General features: G+C 70.9%; 15 protein-coding genes and 1 pseudogene. 6 read left to right on the top strand and 10 right to left on the bottom strand.

All coding sequences use genetic code 11. The annotated features are described in order from the left end of the window. Nucleotides 1-57: 57 nt before the first annotated feature. Nucleotides 58-798 carry a transglycosylase SLT domain-containing protein gene (locus ACZ48Z_RS32545; RefSeq protein ID WP_468739476.1) on the top strand — a complete coding sequence of 247 codons (741 nt, stop codon included), beginning with the start codon at nt 58-60 and terminating at the stop codon, nt 796-798. 87 nt (nt 799-885) lie between these two features. Here ACZ48Z_RS32545 and ACZ48Z_RS32540 read toward each other — a convergent pair whose 3' ends face one another. Then, a complete protein-coding gene (locus ACZ48Z_RS32540) occupies nt 886-3,510 on the bottom strand; it encodes an ABC transporter ATP-binding protein/permease (RefSeq protein WP_468739475.1) in 2,625 nt (874 codons plus the stop codon). A gap of 252 nt (nt 3,511-3,762) precedes the next feature. Between ACZ48Z_RS32540 and ACZ48Z_RS32535 the strand changes: the two genes are divergently transcribed. Next, entirely contained in the window at nt 3,763-6,153 is a 2,391-nt protein-coding gene (locus ACZ48Z_RS32535) for a streptophobe family protein (RefSeq protein WP_468739474.1), read from the top strand. 11 nt (nt 6,154-6,164) lie between these two features. On the opposite strand, the pseudogene ACZ48Z_RS32530 reads toward ACZ48Z_RS32535, so the two are convergent. Further along, nucleotides 6,165-6,287: pseudogene (locus ACZ48Z_RS32530) on the bottom strand (LysR substrate-binding domain-containing protein); the annotation flags it as partial. A gap of 196 nt (nt 6,288-6,483) precedes the next feature. Between ACZ48Z_RS32530 and serB the strand changes: the two are divergent. Then, nucleotides 6,484-7,698, top strand: coding sequence for a phosphoserine phosphatase SerB (serB, locus tag ACZ48Z_RS32525; RefSeq protein ID WP_468739473.1), 1,215 nt, complete (start codon nt 6,484-6,486; stop codon nt 7,696-7,698). An 82-nt stretch (nt 7,699-7,780) separates the two neighbouring features. Here the strand turns inward: serB and ACZ48Z_RS32520 are convergent, their stop codons facing one another. The 4 genes from ACZ48Z_RS32520 to ACZ48Z_RS32505 all read right to left on the bottom strand — a co-directional run bounded on the left by ACZ48Z_RS32520 (nt 7,781) and on the right by ACZ48Z_RS32505 (nt 10,268). Further along, entirely contained in the window at nt 7,781-8,299 is a 519-nt protein-coding gene (locus tag ACZ48Z_RS32520) for a SixA phosphatase family protein (RefSeq protein WP_468739472.1), read from the bottom strand. A 65-nt stretch (nt 8,300-8,364) separates the two neighbouring features. Continuing rightward, nucleotides 8,365-8,571 carry a hypothetical protein gene (locus ACZ48Z_RS32515; protein ID WP_468739495.1) on the bottom strand — a complete coding sequence of 69 codons (207 nt, stop codon included), beginning with the start codon at nt 8,569-8,571 and terminating at the stop codon, nt 8,365-8,367. 181 nt (nt 8,572-8,752) lie between these two features. Further along, entirely contained in the window at nt 8,753-8,869 is a 117-nt protein-coding gene (locus ACZ48Z_RS32510) for an SGM_5486 family transporter-associated protein (protein ID WP_123759839.1), read from the bottom strand. 46 nt (nt 8,870-8,915) lie between these two features. Beyond that, the gene (locus ACZ48Z_RS32505; protein ID WP_468739471.1) at nt 8,916-10,268 is read right to left on the bottom strand and encodes a CynX/NimT family MFS transporter; all 1,353 of its coding nucleotides are present in this window, start codon (nt 10,266-10,268) and stop codon (nt 8,916-8,918) included. A gap of 82 nt (nt 10,269-10,350) precedes the next feature. Here ACZ48Z_RS32505 and ACZ48Z_RS32500 point away from each other — a divergent pair, with 82 nt between their 5' ends. Continuing rightward, on the top strand, nt 10,351-11,046 hold the full coding sequence (locus ACZ48Z_RS32500; protein ID WP_468739470.1) for a FadR/GntR family transcriptional regulator: 696 nt from the start codon (nt 10,351-10,353) through the stop codon (nt 11,044-11,046). On the opposite strand, the gene ACZ48Z_RS32495 is transcribed toward ACZ48Z_RS32500, so the two are convergent. From ACZ48Z_RS32495 to ACZ48Z_RS32480, 4 genes are all read right to left on the bottom strand, one after another. Continuing rightward, nucleotides 11,021-11,434, bottom strand: a complete 414-nt coding sequence (locus ACZ48Z_RS32495) for a hypothetical protein (protein WP_468739469.1) — start codon at nt 11,432-11,434, stop codon at nt 11,021-11,023. The genes ACZ48Z_RS32500 and ACZ48Z_RS32495 overlap by 26 nt on opposite strands. Nucleotides 11,435-11,654: 220 nt before the next feature. Beyond that, nucleotides 11,655-12,422, bottom strand: a complete 768-nt coding sequence (gene fabI, locus ACZ48Z_RS32490; RefSeq protein ID WP_468739468.1) for an enoyl-ACP reductase FabI — start codon at nt 12,420-12,422, stop codon at nt 11,655-11,657. Between the two features lie 5 nt (nt 12,423-12,427). Continuing rightward, nucleotides 12,428-13,132 (bottom strand): 3-oxoacyl-[acyl-carrier-protein] reductase, encoded by a 705-nt coding sequence (gene fabG / locus ACZ48Z_RS32485; RefSeq protein ID WP_468739467.1) that lies wholly within the window; start codon nt 13,130-13,132, stop codon nt 12,428-12,430. Nucleotides 13,133-13,291: 159 nt separating this feature from the next. Then, nucleotides 13,292-13,495, bottom strand: coding sequence for a PIN domain-containing protein (locus tag ACZ48Z_RS32480; RefSeq protein ID WP_468739466.1), 204 nt, complete (start codon nt 13,493-13,495; stop codon nt 13,292-13,294). 531 nt (nt 13,496-14,026) lie between these two features. Between ACZ48Z_RS32480 and ACZ48Z_RS32475 the strand changes: the two genes are divergently transcribed. Then, nucleotides 14,027-15,550, top strand: coding sequence for a TldD/PmbA family protein (locus tag ACZ48Z_RS32475; protein WP_468739465.1), 1,524 nt, complete (start codon nt 14,027-14,029; stop codon nt 15,548-15,550). Further along, on the top strand, nt 15,547-16,941 hold the full coding sequence (locus tag ACZ48Z_RS32470; protein ID WP_468739464.1) for a metallopeptidase TldD-related protein: 1,395 nt from the start codon (nt 15,547-15,549) through the stop codon (nt 16,939-16,941). Before ACZ48Z_RS32475 ends, ACZ48Z_RS32470 begins: the two co-directional genes overlap by 4 nt. The last annotated feature ends 42 nt before the right edge of the window (nt 16,942-16,983 follow it).

Raw genomic sequence — 16,983 nt, 5'->3', positions numbered from 1 at the left:
CCGTGTCCCCCGCCGGACAGCGAGCGACCTCCGCGCTATTCGAAGAGGTCCATCCGCATGCCCAAGAACACTTTCATCCGTGGTCGTAGTCGTGCGCTGACGAAGCGCCACAGGATCGCCATCGCAGGTGTCGCCACGCTCGGCGCCGCCGCCGTCGCGTTCAGCGCGGTGCCGGGCAACGCGGAGACCACCACGTCCGAGGCGGCCACCTCCTCGGTCCCGGTGACCTACACCTCCGAGCAGCTCAAGGGCCTCCACGCGGACGTCAGCGAGCAGCTCGCCGCCAAGACCTTCCAGGGCAAGGCCGCCGAGACGAAGGCCAAGGCCGAAGCGAAGGCCAAGGCCGCCGCCGCCGCGAAGAAGAAGGCTGCCGCCGCGGCCGCCGCCAAGAAGGCCGCGAAGGCGCGCAAGGCCAAGGAGGCCGCGAGCCGGTCCGCGCAGCGTGCCAAGCTGAAGGCCGCGGCGCCCAAGAGCTACGCCAACAACCTGGACGGCTGGATCAAGCAGTCCCTGGACATCATGAAGTCCAAGGGCATCCCGGGCAGCTACAACGGCCTGTACCGCAACATCATGCGGGAGTCCTCGGGCAACCCGAGCGCCATCAACGGCTGGGACATCAACGCGATCAACGGCACGCCGTCGATCGGTCTGCTGCAGATCATCAAGCCGACCTTCGACGCCTACCACGTCCCCGGCACGTCCTGGAGCCAGTACAACCCGGTCGCCAACATCACCGCCTCCGCGAACTACGCGTTCCACCGGTACGGCTCGATCGACAACGTGAACAGCGCTTACTGAGGCCGCGCGGACCTCTCGTACGCGAAAAGGCGGAAAAGGGCGGCACCCCTGCCGGGGTGCCGCCCTTCGCTGTCGTGACGGACCGGGCTACTTCCGCATGACCTCGGGTTCGTGGCGGCGCAGGAAGCGGGCCACGAAGAAGCCGCAGACCACGCCGATGGCGACGAGCGCGATCATGTCGAGGCCCCAGGCGCTGATCGTGTGGTCCCACAGCGGGTCGGTCGAGTCGCCCGGCTTGACGGGCGGGTTGACCTTGTTGAAGTCCAGGGTGGCGCCCGCCGCGGCGACCGCCCAGCGGGACGGCATGAGGTACGAGAGCTCGTTGACGCCGATCTTGCCGTTCAGGGTGAACAGACAGCCGGTGAAGACGACCTGGACGATCGCGAACATGACCAGCAGCGGCATGGTCTTCTCGGACGTCTTCACCAGCGAGGAGATGATCAGGCCGAACATCATCGAGGTGAACCCGAGGCCCATGATCGGCAGGCACAGCTCCGCGAGCGTCAGGTTGCCGAGGACCAGGCCCTCTGTCGGGAGGCCGCGGCTGGCGAAGCCGATGACGCCGACCAGCAGCCCCTGCAGCACGGTGATCACGCCGAGCACGAACACCTTGGACATCAGGTACGCCGAGCGGGACAGGCCGGTGGCCCGCTCCCGCTCGTAGATGACCCGTTCCTTGATCAGTTCACGGACGGAGTTGGCGGCGCCGGCGAAGCAGGCGCCGACCGCGAGGATGAGCAGCACGGTGGTGGCCGTGCTGTTCGGCTCGGGGAGTTTGGTCCTGGGGTCGATCGGCTTGGGCAGCAGCGGGTCGCCGAAGTCGATGAGCAGGCTCACCGCGCCGAGGACGAGCGGCAGGATCACCGTCAGGGCCAGGAAGCCCTTGTCGGACGCGATCACCGAGACATAGCGGCGCACGAGTGTCCCGAACTGACCGAACCAGCCCTGTGGCTTCGGCGGCTTCATGCCGTGCATCGGCGGCGTCTGTACGGATTGCGGCGCAACGGCGTCGATGTCCGCGGCGTACATCTGATAGTGCTGCGAGCCCTTCCAGCGTCCGGCCCAGTCGTAGTCGCGATAGTTCTCGAAGGCGGAGAAGACGTCGGCCCAGGTGTCGTAGCCGAAGAAGTTCAAGGCCTCCTCGGGCGGGCCGAAGTAGGCGACGGAGCCGCCCGGGGCCATCACCAGGAGCTTGTCGCACAGCGCCAGCTCGGCCACCGAGTGGGTGACGACAAGGACCGTCCGGCCGTCGTCGGCGAGGCCGCGCAGCAGCTGCATGACATCGCGGTCCATACCCGGGTCGAGGCCGGAGGTCGGCTCGTCCAGGAAGATCAGGGACGGCTTGGTGAGCAGTTCCAGGGCCACGGAGACGCGCTTGCGCTGGCCGCCGGAGAGGGCGGTGACCTTCTTCTCCTTGTGGACGTCCAGCTTCAGTTCGCGGAGCACCTCACCTATGCGGTGGTCGCGCTCCTCGCCCGTGGTGTCGGCGGGGAAGCGGAGCTTGGCCGCGTACTTGAGCGCCTTCTTGACGGTCAGCTCCTTGTGCAGGATGTCGTCCTGCGGGACCAGACCGATGCGCTGGCGCAGCTCGGCGAACTGCTTGTAGAGGTTGCGGTTGTCGTAGAGGACGTCGCCCTGGTTGGCGGGCCGGTAGCCGGTGAGCGCCTTGAGCAGGGTCGACTTGCCGGAACCGGACGGTCCGATGACCGCGATCAGGGACTTCTCCGGGACGCCGAAGGAGACGTCCTTGAGGATCTGCTTGCCGCCGTCGACGGTGACGGTGAGGTGGCGGGCCGAGAAGGAGACCTCACCGGTGTCGACGAACTCCTCGAGGCGGTCGCCGACGATCCGGAACGTGGAGTGGCCGACGCCGACGATGTCGCTCGGGCCGAGCAGCGCGGAACCGCCCTTGGTGATCGGCTGGCCGTTGACGTACGTGCCGTTGTGCGAGCCGAGGTCGCGGATCTCCATGCGGCCGTCGGGCGTCGAGTGGAACTCGGCGTGGTTGCGGGAGACCTGGAGGTCGGAGACGACCAGGTCGTTCTCCAGGGCACGGCCGATGCGCATGATGCGACCGATGGTGAACTGGTGGAACGTGGTCGGGCTGCGGTCGCCGTAGACCGGCGGCGCGCTCGCGCCGACGCCCCCGTCGGGGCCCTGCTGTTGCGGGAACTTCTGCGGCGGCTGGTGCCCCTGCTGCGGTTGGTGACCCGGCTGAGGCTGGTGACCTTGCTGCGGCGCCTGCGAATGCGGGTGCGACGGCCGCTGTGCCTGCGGCCAGCCGGACTGCGGGGACTGTTGCGAGGCCGGTTCCGGGGCCGCCTGCTGCGGTGTCTGCTGGGCCCAGCCGGGGCTCGCGCCCTGGACTCCCTGCGCGGCGTACGGCTGTTGCCGGGCTTGGGGCTGCGCGGCCGGGGCCGCGGCGCCGGTGAAGTCCAGCAGCGGGCCGTCGCTCGCGTTGCCCAGGTGTACGGCAGAGCCGGGGCCGATCTCCGTCTGGTGGATCCGCTGCCCGTGCACGAACGTGCCGTTGGTGCTGCCGTGGTCCTCGATGACCCAGCCGCGCCCGCTCCAGCTGATCGTGGCGTGACGCCAGGAAACCCTGGCGTCGTCGAACACGATGTCCCCCTGCGGATCGCGCCCAAGACTGTATGGCCTGGACGGATCGAGCGTCCAGGTGCGTCCGTTCGCTTCCAGTACGAGTTCCGGCACTCCAAGCCCCACTGAGTAGTCCCCCCGAATCGCCCCCGTCACAGGGAGTGTAGGGATGTCGAACATCGTCGGGAACCATTTCAGGATCCGTCCCCTGACCGAAACCCGAGCCCCGAGAAGACCACGTTCGCACGCTTCGGCCGGTTCCGTTGACGGGGTTGAAACCGACCCGGAGAGTGGGTAATCCACGCGAGGGGGACAAGCGCGGTCTCGGCCGCGCCGCGGATCGGGGGGTCTGCCATGAGTGCGTCCATGAGTCACGAGACCGCGCGACACGGCGGCGTGAGGCTGCCGTGGGGCGACATCCTGCTGTCCGCGATCGCCTCCGTGAGCTGGGCGTTGATCGGGATGGCGGGAACGGCGGCACTCGGTCTGCATCTGCTGGAGGCTGATTCCGCCGCCTCCCTGGGGCCGATGACCGCGGCTGTCGTGGCCCTTGCGGCAGGCGGTTCCGTGACGCCTTCCGGTGATGTGTCCGCGTTCGGGTTGACGGGTGCGGAGGCGGCCACCGCCATCGAGATCACGCCATTGGGCGTCAGCCTGGTCGGTGCGGTGCTTTTGTCCTGGTTCTTCCTACGGTCCCTGCGGGGCGCCGGAGCGGTGATCGCACCGTCGGAACTCCTCGCGCGCGCGGGCTCGGTGATCGCGTTGTTCGTGGCGATGCTCGGCGGGCTGGCCTGGGCGGGGCACGACGTCATCACGATCGACGGGGCCTCCCTGGGCCTCGACAAGCTGCCCGGCGCGGGCGGCGGCGGCCTCGACATCCCCGGGCTGGGTGACGTCGGGGACATCGGCGGGCTGCTGCCCGACCAGATCGGCAACCTCGTCGACGCGAAGGCCGCGGTCGGCTTCACGGTGGACACCGCGCCGACCCTGCTCGGCGGACTCGGCTGGTCGGCGGGGATCCTGCTGATCGCGCTGCTGGCGTCCCGCCGTGCACCGCTGCCGCGCGGCTGGGAGGCCGTGCACCGGGTCGTACGGCCGGCCGTGTCGGCCCTCGTGACGGTCCTGCTGGTCGCGGTGGCCGCGGGGCTCTCGGCGGCGGTGTACGCGGCGATCGGCGACGACCACCCCAAGCGGATCGCGGGAGCGGCGATGCTCGGGGCGCCCAATGGGGTGTGGCTGGGCATCCCCATCGGCCTGTTCGTCCCCTTCGACGGCCGGGCGACGGGCGTCCTGACGAACTTCCTGCCGGACCCGCTGGACCGACTGCTCAACTCCGACTCCGACCAGTCGGCGACGCTGGCACGGCTGGCGGACCTGGACGGACGGGTGTGGCTGCTGGGGGTGGGGGCAGCTCTGATGATGCTGCTGGCGGGGGTGCTCACCGCGGCGCGGACGCCGGTGGGGGTCCCGGGCGGCGCGGGGGCAGTCGGCCGGGCAGGGCGGGGCGGTGCCGGGCAGGGGTGGAACTCGGGTTCCGGCGGGATGAGTTCCGGGGGCGGCCGGGATCCGGGGGCCCTTGGTTTCGCCGGGCGGTGTGCGGTGCGGTTGGGGGTCGCGACCGCGTTGGCGTTGCCGTTGCTCGCCTGGCTGACGGAGGTGTCGGTGGACGCCTCGCTGTCGGTCCTGGGATTCGACGCCTTCGGCGCCGGGATCACGCTGCGGGGGCAGCTCGGGATGGCGGTGCTGCTCGGGGCGCTGTGGGGTGCGGGGGCGGGGGCCGCCGGGGCGTTGCTGGCCCGCGCGACGGGGGCGGCGGGGTCGCGGGCCGCGGAGTTGGCACGGCGTGACTTTGAGGGGACGGCTGGGGACCGGGGTGCTGGGCTTGCCGGCGGGCCGCGCTACGCGGGCGAGGGTGGGGCTTACGTCGGCGGGGCGGGGGCGTCCGCGGGGGGAGTCAGGGGGTACGAAGTCGGAGGTTCCGGGTCGTACGAGGGTGAGGCCAGTTCGTACGACGGTGGCGGAGCGAGGCCGTACGAGGAGAGTGGGGCCGGAACCAACAGCGGTGGTGCGGCGGAGCCGTACGGCGGGGGGCCCGTGCCGAACCGCGGTGCGGCGGGACCGTATGGCGGGGGTGCGCCGGGAGCTTATGGCGGGGGCACGGCAGGGCCGTATGACAGTGGTCCGGAGTCGAACAGCGGTGCGGTGGGGCCGCCGTACGCCGGTGGGACAGGGCCGTACAGCGGTGAGGCAGGGCCCCACGGCAGTGAGGCGGGGGCGGGGGCGGGGCCCTACGCGCCCGGTACGTCGTATCGGCCTCCGAATCCGGTGACGAACCCGTATCTGCGGGTGCCGGACGAGTTGCTGGAGCCGGAGGATGCCCGGCCCGGTGTCGGGTGGACGCCGGGTTCCGAGGACCGTCGGCACGAACCGGGCGGTGCGGGCAGCGAGGCAGGGCCGCGCCGTGAGGATCGTCGGGGAGAGCCCGGACGGGAGGGCTCGGAAGGGGACAGCGGCCGGCCACGGGAGGCGGGTCGGTCTCCTGAGGAGCCGCGCCGGACCGACGACGCCGCACCGCCCGACAACGTCTACGGCGCCCCCACCATGGCCCGGCCGGTCGATCAGCCCTCACCGCAACGGCCCCCCAGGCAGCGGCCCGGTGGCCGACGACCGTCCTCCGGGGAGGAGGGCCGGCAGGCACCGCCTCCTCCCCCGCCGCCCCCGCCGCCACCACCGGGGAAGCCGAAGGGACGGCGCTGAGACAGGCCTGGCATCAGCGCCACCCCCTGCCCCGCCTCGACCAGCGCCGCCAGCGCACCCCAGTCGTTCACCGCGGGCCGAATGTCCGGGGTGAAGCCCGCCGCCGCGCACACCGACCGCGCCACCGCGCCCACGCAACTGCGCGCACGGCCGAGACGGAAGGGCAGCACGGAGCGCCCACCGAGCGCGACGCCGGGTGCGGCGCCCGCAGCAGCCGAGTCGTGACCCGCGGATAAGGATCACGCCACCTTTTCGACACCGAGTGTTCCGTGTCCGTCAGACGGACCGCGGGAGCAGAAGGCACTGGGTGCCGGATACGGTGGGAACACCATGAGCGCTTCACAGAACCCGTCTCCCGACGACCCCACCCTTCTCGTCAAGATCTTCGGGAAGGACAGGCCGGGCATCACGGCCGGTCTGTTCGACACCCTCGCCGCCTACTCGGTCGACGTGGTCGACATCGAGCAGGTCGTCACGCGTGGCCGAATGGTGCTGTGCGCGCTCGTGACCGCGCCGCCCCGCGCGCTGGAGGGTGACCTGCGGGCGACCGTCCACAGCTGGGCGGATTCGATCAAGATGCAGGCGGAGATCATCTCCGGCCTCGGCGACAACCGGCCGCGAGGGCTGGGGCGTTCACTGGTCACCGTGCTCGGTCACCCCCTCACCGCGGAGGCGACCGCGGCGATCGCCGCCAAGATCGCCAAGGCGGGCGGCAACATCGACCGTATCTTCCGGCTGGCCAAGTACCCGGTCACGGCGGTCGAGTTCGCGGTGTCCGGCGTGGAGACCGGGCCGCTGCGCACCGCCCTCGTGACGGACGCCGCCAAGCTCGGCGTCGACGTGGCCGTGGTCGCCGCCGGTCTGCACCGCAGGGCCCAGCGGCTCGTGGTCATGGACGTGGACTCCACGCTCATCCAGGACGAGGTGATCGAGCTCTTCGCCGCGCACGCCGGCTGCGAGGACGAGGTCGCCGAGGTGACGGCCGCCGCGATGCGGGGCGAGCTGGACTTCGAGCAGTCGCTGCACGCGCGTGTGGCGCTTCTGGAGGGGCTGGACGCCTCGGTCGTGGACAAGGTGCGCAGCGAGGTCAGGCTGACGCCGGGCGCGCGCACCCTCATCCGTACGCTGAAGCGGCTCGGCTTCCAAGTCGGTGTCGTCTCGGGCGGGTTCACCCAGGTCACCGATGATCTGAAGGAGCGTCTCGGGCTGGACTTCGCCCAGGCCAACACGCTGGAGATCGTCGACGGGAAGCTCACCGGCAAGGTCACCGGGGAGATCGTGGACCGCGCGGGCAAGGCACGGCTGCTGCGCCGGTTCGCCGCCGAGGTGGGGGTGCCGCTGTCCCAGACGGTCGCGATCGGGGACGGTGCCAACGACCTGGACATGCTGAACGCGGCCGGACTCGGGGTCGCCTTCAACGCCAAGCCGGTGGTGCGGGAGGCCGCGCACACCGCGGTGAACGTGCCCTTCCTGGACACGGTGCTCTATCTGCTGGGCGTCACCCGCGAAGAGGTCGAGGCGGCGGACGCGCACGAGGAGGACTGACGGACGGATCGACAGGGCCCGGCACCCGCGCGGTGCCGGGCCCTGTCACGTCATCGTCTCGCCGCGGGTCGGGGCGGGTCCGTCAGTCGGAGGGCGCCCAGTAGTCGACGAGGGTGGCCGCGCCCGGCTCCAGGGCCTTCCAGGGGCCGCTGAACGTCAGGACGGCGAAGGCGGCGGCCGGGAACCCGCGGCCCTCCATCCGCCGTCGGGTGTCGCCCTCGGCGGCGCCGGCGAGGACGTCCGCGAGGCCCTGCACACCCGGGTTGTGTCCGACCATGACGGCGTTGCGCACGTCGTCCGGGGTCTCGTTGAGTACGGCGATCAGCTCGCCGGGAGATGCCTCGTAGATCCGCTCCTCGTAGACCGTTTTCGGCCGGTGCGGAAACTCCTGCACGGCTAGCTTCCAGGTCTCACGGGTCCGGGTCGCGGTGGAGCAGAGGGCCAGGTCGAAGGGGATGCCTGAGTCGACCAGTCGCCGTCCGGCTTCAGCTGCATCTTTTCGGCCCCGGTCGGCGAGCGGCCGCTCATGGTCGGTCACCTCGGGCCAGTCGGCTTTCGCATGCCGGAAAAGGACGATCCTGCGGGGTTCTGCGACGCTCATGGGATCCAGCTTCGCATGAAACAGGCCATGGGGCGCAGGGAGTTGACGAGCGGCTTCGTGCGTGCTCAGCGCGCTATGAGCTGCTGTACGCGCTCCAGGAACTGGGTGACGGCGGGGCTGCCGGAGGCCGCGTGCGCGTCGGAGGGGTTGAGGATGAGCGCCAGCAGCACGACGAAGGCGAGCGTCGGGAGGGCCAGGGCCCACCAGGGCAGCCGGATGTCGACGCCGCCCCTGGACGCCGGGAGGGGCGGGGTCTGCGTAGGGGCCGACATGAGTGCCTCCGCTGTCTTCGAGTGGCCGGTGGGCGGTGAGCCGCGGATCGCGGTCACAACTCGAAGGTACGGAACCGGGGGCTCTCAACCCATCCGGTGATCCACCCAGTTGACCCTGACACTCGCCCCCTAGGGGACAGGGGGCTAACCCCACCGTCGGGCCGGGGAACGGGTGGTCGGATCAGGGCGAGGCGATCGTCGCGATGATGGCGATGACCACGAAGATGGCGAGGAACGAGCCGAAGACCAGCAACATCTTCTTCTGGCCGTTCTGGGGGTTCGGGTCGAGCACTGGCATACGGCAAGTCTCGCACCCCGGTCTCTTACCGAGGCCGCCGGGGGCCTCAGCGGGCCGCCTCGTCCTCCACCGTGCGGTCGCGGCCCGCGAGCACCCCGACCGCCATCTGCGGGATCATCAGGCCGGTCATGAGCCCGATCGGCAGGCCCCAGCCCCCGCTGTGCTGGTAGAGCACGCCGACCAGGAGCGGCCCGGGGATGGAGATCAGGTAGCCGGTGCTCTGCGCGAAGGCGGACAGCTGAGCGACGCCCGCGCCGGTTCGGGCCCGCATCCCGACCATGGTGAGGGCCAGCGGGAACGCACAGTTGGAAACGCCGAGCAGCACGGCCCAGGCCCAGGCGCCGGAAGCGGGGGCGAGATACAGGCCCGCGTAGCCGACGAGACCGCAGACGCCGAGCACGATCACGATCGGGCCCTGGTGCGGCAACCGGGTGGCCACGCGCGGGATGACGAAGGCCAGCGGAACCCCCATCACCATCGTGACGGCCAGCAGCAGTCCCGCGGTACCCGCGGGCACGCCCGCGTCCCGGAAGATCTGCGCCATCCAGCCCATGGTGATGTAGGCGGCGGTGGCCTGGAGCCCGAAGAAGACGGCGAGCGCCCAGGCGGTACGGCTCCGGGTGATCCGCAGGGTGGGCCGCTCCACGCGTGTGTGCATGTGCCGGACCTCCCCCGCGCCCTCCACGCGCGCGGACGCCTGCCAGGACACGCCCTTTCCGGCAGGCGTCGCTCCCCGGTCCCGTACGAGCGGGATCCACGGCAGTACGGCCGCCGCGGCCAGAGCCGCCCACACCGCGAGCCCGGACTGCCAGTTCCCGCCCAGTGCCTCGGTCACCGGCACCGTCACGGCGGCCGCCGCCGCAGTGCCGAGGGCGAGGGCCATCGAGTACAGGCCGGTCATGGAGCCCACCCGGTCCGGGAACCAGCGCTTGACGATGACCGGCATCAGGACGTTGCTGACGGCGATCCCCATGAGCGCGAGGGCGCTGGCGGCCAGGAAGCCCGCCGCGGAGCCGGTGTAGGGCCGTATGAGCAGGCCCGCCGTGATGGCGACCATCCCCGCGCACACCACCGCGCCCGCGCCGAAACGGCGGGCCAGGCGGGGGGCCGTGACGCCGAAGACGGCGAAGCACAGCGGGGGCACCGAGGTGAGGAGGCCGGCCAGGCTGCCGCTCATGCCGAGGCCGTCGCGCACCTCTTCGAGGAGGGCACCGAAGCTGGTGATGGCGGGGCGCAGGTTGAGGGCGGACAGCACGATGCCGACGACGACCAGGCGCACCGTCCACGCGCGCGGGGCGGGTACCGCGGCACCCTCCTCCGGTGCGGCCGCGGAGCTGCGAGCAGTCGCGGAAGGGGGTGCGGTCGTGGACTTCACTGTCCGGGCTTCCTCACGTGCCATGACACCCATCATAGAATCATGGGATGATTGGTTGTCCATCCCCGGGGCGCCTTCTTCCGTCCCTCCCGTGCGAAGGTGTGCCATGCCCCTGAGCCATCCCCGCCGCTCGGCACTGTCCGAGCAGGTCATCGCCGCGCTGCGCAACCAGATCACCTCGGGCGAGTGGCCGGTCGGCTCCCGGATCCCGACGGAGCCCGAACTGGTCGGACAGCTGGGCGTCGCGCGCAACACCGTCCGTGAGGCGGTCCGCGCGCTCGCGCACAACGGCCTGCTGGACATCCGCCAGGGCTCGGGGACGTACGTAGTGGCGACGAGTGAGCTGGCGGGCGTGATGCACCGCCGGTTCGCCGACGCGGAGCCGCGGCACGTCGCCGAACTGCGTTCCACCCTGGAGTCCTCGGCGGCGCGGCTGGCCGCCGAGCGGCGCACCGAGAGGGACCTCAAGCAGCTCGACGCGCTCCTGGTGCGACGCGAGGAGGCCTGGGAGTCGGGCGACACGGAGGCCTTCGTGACGGCCGACGCCACCTTCCACCTGGCCGTGGTCGCCGCCTCGCACAACGACGTGATGACCGAGATGTACGCGGACCTCGGCGCGGTGCTGCGGGACTGGCTGCGTGAGGACGTCGGCGAGGAGCTGACGCCGGAGACCTATATGGACCACACCCGGCTGGTCGACGCGATCCGCGCGGGTGACGCGGCGGCCGCGGCGGCGGAGGCGGCCGGCTATCCGTTCCTGTGCCGTCCGGGCCGGTTCAGCGCGCCATCTTCCGGTGGCTGACCCACACCGAGCGGATCTCCTTCCAGCACCGGCCGGTCAGCCGTACGGTCTGCGCGGGTCCGGCCTCGACCTGGGCGCCGTCGCTGTCCAGGTCCCACCAGCGCTCGCACTCGATGTGCAGGGTGACGCCGTCGGTGCGCGGATACGGGTTGTGGCAGTAGGCGGTCACACGGGAGCCGGTGATCCTGCTGCGGCAGGAGGCGCCGAACAGCTCCGGCGCGACGGCGCCCCGCGCGTCCACGCGTGCGTGCGGCAGCGCGTCGTGAGGGATGGCGTGGTGAGGAATCGCGTCGTTCGAGGCCGCGCCGTACGGGACCGCGTCGTACGGCAGGGACATCACGAGGCAGACGGCTGCGATCGCTGAGGCCAGGCTGCGGGACAGGCGCACAAGGGGACCTCCTCGGCCGGGCTGGGGAGGGAAGCGCGGGTGAACGCGTAATCCAGAGTGCCCAGTTGTGCGGCGTCCGCGCGCGGCCGGTGGGCTGAACGGGTGACACCCCGCTGGTCTGTGTCGCTCCGGTCCCGCACCGGCCCGCGGCCCGAGCGCCGAGGGCCCGCACCCTCGAAGGGTGCGGGCCCTCAGGCTCGGCCGGGCATCGGCGGCAGCGTCACGCGCCGATGGCGTGCAGCCCGCCGTCGACGTGGATGATCTCGCCGGTGGTCTTCGGGAACCAGTCGCTCAGCAGGGCGACGATGCCCTTGCCGGCCGGCTCCGGGTCCTTGAGGTCCCACTCCAGCGGAGAGCGGTTGTCCCACACGGCGGCCAGGTCGCTGAAGCCCGGGATGGACTTGGCGGCCATCGAGGCGAGCGGGCCCGCGGAGATGAGGTTGCAGCGGATGTTCTGCTTGCCCAGATCGCGCGCGATGTAGCGGCTGGTGGCCTCCAGGGCGGCCTTGGCCGGGCCCATCCAGTCGTACTGCGGCCAGGCGTACTGCGCGTCGAAGGTGAGGCCGACGACGGAGCCGCCGTTCTGCATCAGCGGCAGGCAGGCCATGGTGAGCGACTTCAGGGAGTACGCCGAGACGTGCATGGCGGTGGCCACGGACTCGAAGGGCGTGTTCAGGAAGTTGCCGCCGAGCGCGTCCTGCGGCGCGAAGCCGATGGAGTGCACGACGCCGTCGAGGCCGCCGAGCTCCTGGCCGACGACGTCGGCCAGGCGGCCCATGTGCTCGTCGTTGGTGACGTCGAGCTCGATGACCTTGGTGGGCTTGGGGAGCTTCTTGGCGATGCGCTCGGTCAGCGTGGGCCGCGGGAACGCGGTCAGGATGATCTCGGCGCCCTGCTCCTGGGCCTGCTTGGCGGCATGGAAGGCGATGGAGGACTCCATCAGCACACCGGTGATCAGGACGCGCTTGCCCTCGAGAATTCCGCTCATGGTTGTCAGTGACCCATTCCCAGTCCGCCGTCAACGGGGATGACGGCTCCAGTGATGTACGAGGCGTCGTCCGAGGCGAGGAACCGCACCGTCGCGGCGATCTCCTCCGGCTGCGCGTAGCGGCCGAGCGGCACCTGCTTGACGATGGCCTCACGCTGCTCGTCGGTGAGGGCCTTGGTCATGTCGGTGTCGACGAAGCCGGGCGCGACGACGTTGAAGGTGAGGTTGCGCGAGCCCAGCTCACGGGCGAGGGAACGCGCGAAGCCGACCAGGGCGGCCTTGGAGGCCGCGTAGTTGGACTGGCCGGGGCCGCCGTAGAGGCCGACGACCGAGGAGACCAGGACGACGCGGCCCTTCTTGGCGCGCAGCATCCCGCGGTTGGCGCGCTTGACCACCCGGAAGGTGCCGGTGAGGTTGGTGTCGATGACCGAGGTGAAGTCCTCCTCGGACATGCGCATCAGGAGCTGGTCCTTGGTGATGCCGGCGTTGGCGATCAGGACCTCGACGGGGCCGTGCTCGGCCTCGATCTCCTTGTAGGCCTGCTCCACCTGCTCGGAGTCGGTGATGTCGCACTTCACCGCAAGGAAGCCGGCCGGCGGCTCACCCGAGCGGTATGTGATGGCGACCTTGTCGCCGGCCTCGGCGAATGCGCGGGCGATGGCGAGGCCGATGCCTCGGTTGCCTCCGGTGACGAGAACCGAGCGGCTCAACGGATCACCCTTTCCATAGGGGTCTGACACACCCGCCCGAACACCCTGGATGGCAGGCGGCTTCTCCGAAAACCTATCGGGCCGCTCCCTCCCGAGGACATTCGGGCACCGACAGTGGCTTACGGGACTCCCTGTCGGGTTTCTACAGTCGGCGCCAGGTCAGTCCGCCATTCCGGGGGCGCGGGCGGACAGGCCCTCCTTGCGAGCCGTGTCGGGCATCCGACGGTCGTACGTCACGAACGCGGTCAGCTCCCCCTCCACCGAAAGAGCACTCGCCCCATGAAGGGCGTCCAGGGCACGCAGTCCGGGATCAAGGCGGGTGGCCAGGTCACGGACCTCGCGGCTGAGGAGAATTTCCGTCACCTGAGCGTATTGATGCGCCACGCGTCGACCGCATCGGATTCGCCGCAGCCACCGGGCTCCGGGTCGAGCAGCCGCTCGTAGGCCATCAGCGTGCGCTCGTTCTCGCCGGTCTCGCGCCGGGCCTCGGCGGCGCTGATGAACCGGGTGCCCGAACCGCGAGAGACCGAGGCTGCCCTCTTACGGCGGTCTTCTTGTTCCTGCCGGACAACCGGTGCTCACCGGCCGTGAACGCACCGTAGAGCGGCCGGAGTCCGCGTCGCCGGGGAATCGGGCGCGATCACCCGGTTCAGGCGGCCCCGCCGTGCGCGCCTATCGACGGCCTCCGCGAGAGCCTCTGCGGCTGCGGCCGACTCCCGCCAGGGACGGGACAGGTCGACAAGATGTCGGACAGCCTTCAACCGCTCCTTTCCTACCGGCACTTCGACGACGCGTTGTCGAGCGCGGTCCCAAACGTGTGGTCCACGGGCCGTCCGTCGCGACATGATCGGAGCAACCGTCGCCCACCCTCACGTTCGACAGGAAGAGACCCAGGTGCCTCATACCATCGACGAAGCCTTCACTGCGCTTCCCCTACGTGCCCTCGCCGACGCCGCGCTGGCACGCGCGCGTGCGCTTGGCGCCGCGCACGCGGACTTCCGGTTCGAGCGGGTGCGCAGCGCGTCCTGGCGGCTCAGGGACGCCAAGCCGTCCGGTTCCTCGGACACCACCGACCTCGGGTACGCGGTGCGGGTCGTGCACGGCGGGACCTGGGGCTTCGCGTCCGGCGTGGACCTGACACTGGATGCCGCCGCCAAGGTCGCCTCGCAGGCCGTGGCCATGGCGAAGCTCTCCGCCCAGGTGATCCGCGCGGCCGGGTCCGACGAGCGGGTGGAGCTCGCCGACGAGCCCGTGCACGCCGACCGGACGTGGATCTCGTCGTACGAGATCGATCCCTTCACCGTGCCCGACGAGGAGAAGGCGGCGCTGCTCGCGGACTGGAGCGCGCGGCTGCTGGCGGCGGACGGGGTCAACCACGTCGACGCCTCGCTGCTCACCGTGCACGAGAACAAGTTCTACGCCGACACCGCGGGCACGGTGACCACGCAGCAGCGGGTCCGGCTGCACCCGCAGCTGACGGCCGTGTCGGTCGACGAGTCCAGCGGCGAGTTCGACTCCATGCGGACCATCGCACCGCCCGTCGGACGCGGCTGGGAGTACCTCACGGGCACCGGCTGGGACTGGGAGAGCGAGCTCGAACAGATTCCGGAACTGCTCGCCGAGAAGATGCGCGCGCCGAGCGTCGAGTCGGGCCTGTACGACCTCGTCGTCGACCCGTCGAACCTGTGGCTGACCATCCACGAGTCCATCGGCCACGCCACCGAGCTGGACCGCGCGCTCGGCTACGAGGCCGCCTACGCCGGCACCTCCTTCGCCACCTTCGACCAGCTCGGCAAACTCAGGTACGGCTCCGAGCTGATGAACGTCACCGGTGACCGCACCGCCGAGCACGGCCTCGCCACCGTCGGCTACGACGACGAGGGCGTCGCGGGCCAGTCCTGGGACCTGGTGAAGGACGGCACACTGGTCGGGTACCAGCTGGACCGGCGGATCGCGAAGCTGACCGGGTTCGAGCGGTCCAACGGGTGCGCGTACGCCGACTCCCCCGGGCATGTGCCCGTGCAGCGCATGGCCAACGTGTCGTTGCAGCCGGATCCGGCCGGGATGTCGACGGAGGACCTGATCGGGAGCGTGGACCGCGGGATCTACGTCGTCGGCGACCGGTCCTGGTCGATCGACATGCAGCGCTACAACTTCCAGTTCACCGGCCAGCGGTTCTTCAGGATCGAGAACGGGCGCATCACCGGGCAGTTGCGGGACGTCGCCTACCAGGCGACCACCACCGACTTCTGGGGCTCGATGGCCGCGGTGGGCGGCCCGCAGACCTACGTCCTCGGCGGCGCCTTCAACTGCGGCAAGGCCCAGCCGGGCCAGGTCGCGGCGGTGTCGCACGGCTGCCCGTCAGCCCTCTTCAAGGGCGTCAACATTCTGAACACCACGCAGGAGGCCGGTCGATGAGCCCGCGTACCAACAAGCCGCACGAGATCGTCGAACGGGCGCTCGCGCTGTCCCGGGCCGACGGCTGTGTCGTGATCGCCGACGAGCAGTCGACCGCCAACCTGCGCTGGGCGGGCAACGCGCTCACCACGAACGGCGTCACGCGCGGGCGCACGCTCACGGTCGTCGCGACCGTCGACGGCAAGGAGGGCACCGCCTCCGGGGTCGTCTCACGGTCGGCCGTCACCGCCGACGAGCTGGAGCCGCTGGTGCGGGCCGCCGAGGCCGCCGCGCGCGGCGCCGCGCCCGCCGAGGACGCCCAGCCGCTGGTCTCGGGCGTGCCGGAGTCCCCCGACTTCACCGACGCGCCCGCCGAGACGTCCTCGGCCGCCTTCGCCGACTTCGCCCCGGCGCTCGGCGAGTCCTTCGCACGCGCGCGTGCGGGCGGCCGCGAGCTGTACGGCTTCGCCAACCACGAGCTCGTGTCGACGTACGTGGGCACGTCCACGGGGCTGCGGCTGCGGCACGACCAGCCCAACGGCACGCTGGAGCTGAACGCCAAGTCGCCGGACCGTACGCGCTCGGCCTGGGCGGGACGCTCCACGCGGGACTTCAAGGACGTCGACCCGGCGGCGCTGGACGCCGAACTCGCCGTACGCCTGGGATGGGCCGAGCGGCGCCACCAGCTGCCCGCCGGGCGGTACGAGACGCTGCTGCCGCCGACCGCGGTCGCGGACCTGCTGATCTACCAGCTGTGGTCGGCGTCGGGGCGGGACGCGGCCGAGGGGCGGACGGTGTTCTCCAAGCCCGGCGGCGGCACCCGGGTCGGCGAGAGGCTGACCGAGCTGCCGCTGACCCTGCGCAGCGACCCGAACGAGCCCGGTCTGGAGTCCGCTCCCTTCGTGGTCGCGCACTCCTCCGGGGGCGACCAGTCGGTGTTCGACAACGGTCTGCCGGTCGCGGCCACCGACTGGATCCGCGAGGGCGAACTGGCGCACCTGATGACCACCCGGCACAGTGCGGGCCTGACGGGGCTGCCCGTCGCCCCGGCAGCCGGGAGCCTCGTCCTCGACGGGGGCTCGGACCTCTCCCTGGAGGAGATGGTCGCGAACACCACGCGTGGGCTGCTGCTGACGTGCCTCTGGTACATCCGCGAGGTCGACCCGGCGACGCTGCTGCTCACCGGGCTGACCCGGGACGGCGTGTACCTCGTCGAGAACGGCGAGGTGACCGGCGAGGTCAACAACTTCCGGTTCAACGAGTCGCCGGTCGGCCTGCTGGGGCGGGTGACGGAGGCGGGGCGGACGGAGAAGACGCTGCCGAGGGAGTGGAGCGACTACTTCACCAGGGCCGCGATGCCGGCGCTGCGGGTGCCGGATTTCAATATGAGTTCTGTCAGTCAGGGCGTATAACCTCGTAACCGGTAGTCACTCGACTGCCCGAGGATCTTTCGA

Source organism: Streptomyces sp. NPDC031225 (genome assembly GCF_055570355.1).
This window is presented reverse-complemented; position numbering and strand designations above follow the sequence as displayed.